This is a genomic window from Streptomyces sp. XM83C (genome assembly GCF_023072675.1).
GTDB lineage: Bacteria > Actinomycetota > Actinomycetes > Streptomycetales > Streptomycetaceae > Streptomyces > Streptomyces thermocoprophilus.
In genome coordinates, this window is sequence record NZ_JALLGL010000298.1 from 1 (window position 1) to 7,511 (window position 7,511).

At 70.9% G+C, this 7,511-nt stretch carries 6 protein-coding genes; all 6 read right to left on the minus strand.

Annotation, left to right across the window (positions count from 1 at the left end):
* Window positions 1-12 precede the first annotated feature (12 nt).
* The 6 genes from MTQ10_RS25165 to MTQ10_RS25190 all read right to left on the minus strand — a co-directional run bounded on the left by MTQ10_RS25165 (window position 13) and on the right by MTQ10_RS25190 (window position 7,258).
* On the minus strand, window positions 13-1,035 hold the full coding sequence (locus tag MTQ10_RS25165; protein ID WP_247472444.1) for a TIGR03842 family LLM class F420-dependent oxidoreductase: 1,023 nt from the start codon (window positions 1,033-1,035) through the stop codon (window positions 13-15).
* Between the two features lie 16 nt (window positions 1,036-1,051).
* The gene (gene hydA / locus MTQ10_RS25170; RefSeq protein WP_247472445.1) at window positions 1,052-2,452 is read right to left on the minus strand and encodes a dihydropyrimidinase; all 1,401 of its coding nucleotides are present in this window, start codon (window positions 2,450-2,452) and stop codon (window positions 1,052-1,054) included.
* A 77-nt stretch (window positions 2,453-2,529) separates the two neighbouring features.
* The gene (locus tag MTQ10_RS25175) at window positions 2,530-3,372 is read right to left on the minus strand and encodes a nitrilase-related carbon-nitrogen hydrolase (protein ID WP_247472446.1); all 843 of its coding nucleotides are present in this window, start codon (window positions 3,370-3,372) and stop codon (window positions 2,530-2,532) included.
* Window positions 3,373-3,530: 158 nt separating this feature from the next.
* Window positions 3,531-5,096, minus strand: a complete 1,566-nt coding sequence (locus MTQ10_RS25180) for a PucR family transcriptional regulator (RefSeq protein ID WP_247472447.1) — start codon at window positions 5,094-5,096, stop codon at window positions 3,531-3,533.
* A gap of 39 nt (window positions 5,097-5,135) precedes the next feature.
* On the minus strand, window positions 5,136-6,386 hold the full coding sequence (locus MTQ10_RS25185; protein ID WP_247472449.1) for an aspartate aminotransferase family protein: 1,251 nt from the start codon (window positions 6,384-6,386) through the stop codon (window positions 5,136-5,138).
* A 29-nt stretch (window positions 6,387-6,415) separates the two neighbouring features.
* Window positions 6,416-7,258, minus strand: a complete 843-nt coding sequence (locus tag MTQ10_RS25190; RefSeq protein ID WP_247472448.1) for a nitrilase-related carbon-nitrogen hydrolase — start codon at window positions 7,256-7,258, stop codon at window positions 6,416-6,418.
* Window positions 7,259-7,511: the final 253 nt, after the last annotated feature.

Here is a 7,511-nt window from a genome sequence, read left to right on the forward strand (position 1 = left end):
GTCAGTGGGGGGTCACATGTTGACGGCGGGGATGACGTGCTGCCCGTAGGCGTCGATCACGGCTTCCTGCGCGTCGTGCATGTCGTACACGGCGAACTGGTCGACGCCGAGTTCGCGCAGGGCGTTCAGTTTCTCGACATGCTTCTCGACGGGCCCGATGACGCAGAACCGGTCGACGATCTCGTCCGGCACGAACGCGGTGTCGGGGTTCCCGGCACGTCCGTGGTGGGAGTAGTCGTAGCCCTCGCGGGCCTTGATGTACTCGGTGAGCGCCTCGGGCACCTGCGAGGAGTGCTCGCCGTACTTGGCGACGAGATCGGCGACATGGTTGCCGACCATGCCGCCGAACCAGCGGCACTGCTCGCGGGCGTGGGCGAGCGCCTCCGGCGAGTCGTCGGCGGTGACGTAGGCGGGGGCGGCGACGCAGACGGTGACGTCGGCGGGGTCGCGGCCGGCGGCAGCGGCGGCGTCCTTGACGGCTTTGACCATGTACTCGGTGAGGTACAGGTCGGACAGCTGGAGGATGAAACCGTCGGCCTCCTCCCCGGCCATCTTCAGTGCCTTCGGCCCGTACGCGGCCATCCACACGGGCAGTTCGGCGTCCGGTTTGATCCACGGGAACCGTACGACCGTGCCGCCGCCGAGGTCGGCCTCGCCGCCGCCGGCGAGGGCGCGGATCACCTTCATCGCCTCGCTGATGCGGGCGAGCGTGTTGGGTCTGCGGCCGGCGACGCGCATCGCGGAGTCGCCGCGGCCGATGCCGCACACGGTGCGGTTGCCGAACATGTCGTTGAGGGTGGCGAAGGTGGAGGCGGTCACCTCCCAGGTGCGGGTTCCGGGGTTGGTGACCATCGGGCCGACGATCAGCCGCTCGGTCCGGGCGAGGATCTGGCTGTAGATGACGAACGGTTCCTGCCAGAGCACGGACGAGTCGAAGGTCCAGCCGTGGGTGAAACCGTTGCGTTCGGCCCGCTGCATCAGCTCGATGACGCGGGAAGCGGGCGGATCGGTCTGCAGGACGAGTCCGAAGTCCACGTCGGGACCTCCTGGTTCAGTTCAGGTACTGGCAAGTGGAGCGGGGCGTGAACGCGCCGTGTCCTGCGCGGCCCTTGTACTCCCGCTGCTCGATGACGATCTCGCCGCGGGACAGGACGGTCTCGACGCGGCCGGTGACCGTCTTCCCCTCGTACGCCGAGTAGTCGACGTTCATGTGGTGGGTCTCCGCGGACATCGTCTGCGTGGCGTGCGGGTCGTAGATCACCACATCGGCGTCGGCGCCGGGCGCGATCGTGCCCTTCTTCGGGTACAGGCCGAACATCCGCGCCGGGGTGGCGCAGGCGATCTCGATCCAGCGGCGGCGCGTGATGTGTCCGTCGACGACCGCCTGGTGGAGGAGGTCCATACGGTTCTCCACACCGGGCAGACCGTTGGGGATCTTCGAGAAGTCGCCGCGGCCCAGTTCCTTCTGCCCGGAGAAGCAGAACGGGCAGTGGTCGGTGGACACCACCTGCAGATCGTCGGTGCGCAGGCCCCGCCACAGCGCCGCCTGGTGCTCCTTGGGCCGCAGCGGGGTGCTGCACACGTACTTGGCGCCCTCGAAGTCGGGTTCCGCGAGGTTGTCGGTGGACAGGAACAGATACTGCGGGCAGGTCTCGCCGAAGACCGGCAGGCCCTTGTCACGGGCCGCGGCCAGCTCCGCCACCGCCTCCTCCGCGGACACGTGCACCACGTACAGCGGGGAGCCGGCGACGCGGGCGAGCTGGATCGCGCGGTGCGTGGCCTCGGCCTCCAGCAGGACCTTGCGGACCTCGCCGTGGTGGCGGGGGTCGGTCTCGCCGCGGGCGAGGGCCTGCTCGACGAGGACGTCGATGGCGATGCCGTTCTCGGCGTGCATCATGATCAGCCCGCCGGTGTCGGCGGCGACCTGCATCGCCCGCAGGATCTGCCCGTCGTCCGAGTAGAAGACCCCTGGATACGCCATGAACAGCTTGAACGAGGAGATGCCGTGCTCGATGAGTTTCGGCATCTCCTTGAGCGTGGACTCGTTGACGTCCGAGATGATCATGTGGAAGGCGTAGTCGATCGCGCAGTTGCCCTCGGCCTTGGCGTGCCAGGTGTCCAGGCCCTCGCGCAGGGAGGCGCCGACGCTCTGCACCGCGAAGTCGACGATGGTGGTGGTGCCGCCCCAGGCGGCGGCGCGGGTGCCGGTCTCGAAGGTGTCGGAGGCGAAGGTGCCGCCGAACGGCAGCTCCATGTGGGTGTGTGCGTCGACGCCGCCCGGGATGACGTACTTGCCGGTGGCGTCGATGACGCGGTCGCCCGTCCAGGCCTCGGCGGCGGAGGTGCCGGAGGCGGCGAGGGCGGCGATGCGGCCGTCCTCGATCAGGACGTCGGCGTGGATCTCGTCGGACGCGGTGACCACCAGGCCGCCGCGGATGACTGTTCGGGTCATCTCTCGCTCCTCGCGGTGGGTACGTGCGGGTTGTCCACGGCCGGCCGCGCGGGCCGCCGCGCCGGCCGCCGTGCTGCTCAGGGCGCCGTCAGCGGGCCGTACGCGCCGGGTGCCCGGTCGCGGTAGAACTGCCAGCGGTCGCGGACCTCGCGCAGCTTGGCCAGGTCCAGGTCCCGCACGACCAGTTCGGTCTCCTTGTCGCTCGCCACCTCGCCCACGAACTGGGCCTCCGGGTCGACGAAGTACGAGGTGCCGTAGAAGTCGTTGTCGCCCAGCTCCTCGACACCGACCCGGTTGATCGCGCCGACGAAGTACTCGTTGGCGACGGCCGCCGCCGGCTGCTCCAGCTGCCACAGATAGCCGGAAAGACCGCGCGAGGTGGCCGACGGGTTGAACACGATCTGCGCCCCGGCCAGGCCGAGCGCCCGCCAGCCCTCCGGGAAGTGACGGTCGTAGCAGATGTAGACACCGATCTTCCCTACGGCGGTGTCGAAGACGGGCCAGCCGCTGTTGCCGGGGCGGAAGTAGAACTTCTCCCAGAAGCCGCGCACCTGCGGGATGTGCGTCTTGCGGTACTTGCCGAGGTAGGAGCCGTCCGCGTCGATCACGGCGGCCGTGTTGTAGAGGACGCCGGGCTGCTCCTCCTCGTACATGGGCAGCACCAGCACCAGCCCCAGTTCCCGGGCGAGCGTCCGGAAGCGGCGGACGGTCGGCCCTTCGGGGATCTGCTCGGCGTACTCGTAGAAGGCGGGGTCCTGCACCTGGCAGAAGTACGGCCCGTAGAACAGCTCCTGGAAGCAGAGCACTTGGGCGCCCTGCGCGGCGGCGTCGCGGGCCGCCTGCTCGTGGACCCGGATCATGGACTCCTTGTCGCCCGTCCACGCGGTCTGGAAGAGGGCGGCTCGGATCACTGGGCTCATCGGGACCTCCACTCGCTCGGTGTGGTGCGGTGAGCCTAGAAAGTCCTCGCGGCGTCGTTGAGTTGCACCGTGTCACGTCTGCGGGCGTGCCGCGTGCCACGGTGTCACGCTTCCCACGTCCCATGTTTCACCGCCGTTTTCCCAGGTCGTCACAGGTTTCACCGCTGTTGCGCGTCGTGCGCGAGGAGCGCGATGTGCACGGACGCGGCCTGCTCGAAGTCGTCGAGGTCGACGCCGAGCCGGGCCTGTATCGCCTCCAGGCGGCGGTAGAGCGCGGGCCGGGAGACATGGTGGAGCTGCGCGGTGCGGGACTTGTTCCGCCCGGTGGCGAGATAGGTGCGCAGTACGGCGAGGAGGTCGTCGTCGTCCGGGCACAGCAGCCCGTCCAGTTCGCGTTCGGCGAAGGCCTGCACGTGCGGGTCGTCCCGCAGCAGCCGGATCAGGCCGCGCAGATGGACGTCGCGCAGCCGCACCACGGGCGGCAGGTCGAGGGCGGCGGCGGAGCCGGCGACGGCGTCGGCGACATGCCGGGCCTCGCGCAGCGCGGCGGGCACGTCGTCCCAGGCGGTGCAGGGTGCGGCGGCGGCCACGACGGTGCCGGCGCAGGCGGCGTCGGCGCGCAGCCGGTCCGCGAAGTGGGCGGTGAGGGCGGAGGCGTCCTGGTCGCGGGCGAGGCTGAGCAGTACGGCGGTGGTGCCGTCGGCGAGGCGGGCGGCGAGTCCGGGCAGGCCCAGAAGTCTGAGCAGCCGGTCGAGGCGGGCGGGCGGTACGGAGGGCACGGCGAGCGGGACGAAGGTGCGCCGGTTGACGGGCAGTCCGGCTGCCCGTGCCCGGGGCAGCAGTTGCCGTGCGGGTACGGCGCCGTCGAGCAGGTCGGTGAGGAGGCTGTGCGCGGACTGCTCCTCCCAGGTGCCGGCGGCGGTGCCGTGCAGCATGCGGTGCAGGACGAGGGCCTCGGCGGCCCGGTCGGCGAGGATCCGGCCGACGGAGGTGTCGCCCCGGTATCCGCACAGCACGACCTGCCCCCATCTCTCGCCGCGTCCGCCGAGGCCGGCGCGGATCCAGCCGTCGCCCTGGCCGGCGCCGGCCTGGCGGGCGATGCGTTCCCAGTCGCGCAGCACGTCGTCGACGGCGGGCCGCTCGCCGGCGGTGGCGAGGACGCGGTGGGCGAGGTTGGCGACGACGACGGGGCAGCCGGAGTGCGCGGCGATCTCGTCGAGGAGGCGTTGCAGCGGGGCGCCCGCGGTGATCAGCGCGGTGAGGGCGGTGCGGACGGTCTCCGAGAGGCTGACGGCCGCGTATTTGCGGCGTACGAGCCGGGCCTGGACCTCCTCGGTGAGCTGTGCGAAGGGGAACGGTCGGTGCAGCACGACCATGGGCAGCCGGCAGCGTTCGGCGGCGCGACGCATCGCGTCGGGCGGTGCGGGGAAGGCCCGGCCGAGGCCGAGGACGACGGCGGCGGCCTCGGCGCGGTGCAGGGAGCGCACGTACTCGGCCTGTTTGTACTCGTCGCCGGCGAGGAGGACCCCGGTGGTGAGGACCATCTCGCCGCCGCTGAGCATCACCCCGACGTCGGCGGCCTCGGCGACGTGCACCCAGCGCACGGGCCGGTCGAGCTGGTCGGCGCCGGCCACCACCTCGGGCTCACCGGCGAGGACCCGTTCCAGGCCGAGGACCTGCCGTACGGACAGGGCCGGTTCCCAGGGCTCCAGGGTGGTGGTCATCGTGCCCCCTGCTCGTGCTGCGTGCGGTGCTCGCGGGTGCTACGGGATGCTCCTCAGGGCGCGTTCGAGGATCGCGGCGCCTTCCTCGGCCTCCGCGACGGTGAGGGTGAGCGGCGGGGCGATGCGCAGGGCGCTGGTGTCGTGGCCGCCGCCCTTGCCGATGAGCAGGCCGTCGGCGCGGCAGGCCTCCAGGACGGCGGAGGCGGCCTGCGGGTCGGCCTCGCCGGTGCCGGGCCGGGCGAGTTCGACGCCGATCATCAGTCCGCGTCCGCGTACCTCCCGTACGGCGGGCACCTGGGCGGCGACGGCCCGCAGCCGTTCGATGAGGAGTCCGCCGACGCGCCGGGCGTTGCCCTGGAGGTCGTGTTCGAGGAGGTAGGTGAGGTTGGCGAGGCCGGCGGCCATGGTGATCTGGGTGCCGCCGAAGGTGGAGATGCTGTTGGCGTCGAGGCAGTTCATGATCTCGGCGCGGGCGACGACCCCGCCGATGGACATGCCGTTGCCGATGCCCTTGGCGAAGGTGACGATGTCGGGCGGGCCGCTGCGGGCGTGGGCCTGCCAGCCCCAGAAGTGGTCGCCGGTGCGGCCCCAGCCGGTCTGCACCTCGTCGGCGATCCACAGGATGCCCCGCTCGTGCAGGACGTCCCGGAACGCGGCGTACAGCCCGTCGGGCGGGGAGGTGAACCCTCCGACGCCCTGGATCGGTTCGGCGATGAGGGCGGCGGGCGGGCGGGTGTGTCCGAGGAGGTCCTTCAGGTCGTCGACGCAGGCCGCGATGAACGCGTCGTCGTCGAGGTGGGCGAAGGGCCCGCGGGAGCGGACGGCGCCGTGCACGTACAGCGTCTGCAACGGGGACAGCGACGTCGGTGACCAGCCGCGGTTGCCGGTGATGCCGACGGCGCTGAAGGAGCGGCCGTGGTAGCTGTTGCGCATCGCCAGGATCGTGTTGCTGCGCCGGTAGGTGGTGGCGAGCAGCAGGGCGGTGTCGTTGGCCTCGGTGCCGGAGGTGGTGAAGAAGACCCGCGCGTCGGGGATGCCGCTGAGCTGGGCGATCCGTTCGGCGAGTTCGACCATGGGCCGGTTGAGGTAGAGGGTGGAGGAGTGGATGATCCGCCCGGCCTGCTCGCTGACCGCTTTGGTCACCTCGGGCAGGGCGTGCGCGGTCATGGTGGTGAGGATGCCGCCGAAGAAGTCGAGGTAGCGGTTGCCGTCGGAGTCCCAGACGTGGCGGCCCTCGCCGTGGGTGATCTCGATGGGGTCGTCGTAGTAGAGGGCGAGCCAGTCCGGCATCACCGCGCGGTGGCGGGCGAAGAGGTCGCTCACGGCTGCACCAGCCCTTCGTAGGCGTCGGGGCGGCGGTCGCGGTAGAAGGCCCACTGCTGCCGCACTTCTTCGATGAGGTCCATGTCGAGGTCGCGGACGAGGAGTTCCTCCGCGGTGTCGTCGGCGACGTCGCCGACGAACTGTCCGCGCGGGTCGACGAAGTAGCTGGTGCCGTAGAAGTCGTTGTCGCCGTACTCCTCCCGGCCGACGCGGTTGATCGCGGCGACGTAGTAGGCGTTGGCGACGGCCGCGGCCGGCTGTTCCAGCCGCCACAGGTGGGAGGAGAGGCCGCGGTGGGTGGCGGACGGGTTGTAGACGAGCTGGGCCCCGTTGAGGCCGAGCTGCCGCCAGCCCTCCGGGAAGTGGCGGTCGTAGCAGATGTAGACGCCGACCCGGCCGGCGGCGGTGTCGAAGACGGGCCAGCCGAGGTTGCCGGGCCGGAAGTAGAACTTCTCCCAGAAGCCTTTGAGCTGCGGGATGTGGTGCTTGCGGTACTTGCCGAGGTAGGTGCCGTCGGCGTCGATCACGGCCGCGGTGTTGTAGTAGAACCCCGGCTGCTCCACCTCGAACACCGGTACGACGATGACCATGCCGGTGTCGCGTGCCAGTTCCTTCATCCGGCTCACCGTGGGCCCGTCGGGCACCGGCTCGGCCCAGCGGTAGTGCTCGGTGTCCTCGACCTGGCAGAAGTAGGGGCTGTTGAAGACTTCCTGGAAGCCGATGATCTTCGCGCCGTGGCGGGCCGCCTCGCGGGCGTGCTCCTCGTGCTTCGCCACCATGGACTCGGTGTCGCCGGTCCAGGTGGCCTGGACCAGAGCGGCACGTACGACGTTGGCCATGAGCTGCTCCTTCGCGACGTCAGAGCCTCTACGCCCGTAGAGCAGGCCGTAGAGGGTCGAACGTAAGCCCCGGCGACGGGCTTGCCAAGACCATCGTCCTGCGCGTTCGGGTGTTTCAGCCGCCGGTGCCGGCGACACGCAGCGCGTGCACGAGATCCCAGTACCGCTCGTCGGACACGCCCTGCGCGGCCCGCAGCAGCAGGGGGGTGATCAGCCCGGGGTCGGGGGCGGCGCAGCGGGCGGCTTCCTCGGG

Excerpts from the sequence above, each read along its gene's own strand:
- MTQ10_RS25190 (WP_247472448.1), bottom strand. The coding sequence starts at position 7,258 with ATGGCCAACGTCGTACGTGCCGCTCTGGTCCAGGCCACCTGGACCGGC.
- MTQ10_RS25185 (WP_247472449.1), bottom strand. The coding sequence starts at position 6,386 with ATGCCGGACTGGCTCGCCCTCTACTACGACGACCCCATCGAGATCACC.
- hydA (WP_247472445.1), bottom strand. The coding sequence starts at position 2,452 with ATGACCCGAACAGTCATCCGCGGCGGCCTGGTGGTCACCGCGTCCGAC.
- MTQ10_RS25175 (WP_247472446.1), bottom strand. The coding sequence starts at position 3,372 with ATGAGCCCAGTGATCCGAGCCGCCCTCTTCCAGACCGCGTGGACGGGC.
- MTQ10_RS25180 (WP_247472447.1), bottom strand. The coding sequence starts at position 5,096 with ATGACCACCACCCTGGAGCCCTGGGAACCGGCCCTGTCCGTACGGCAG.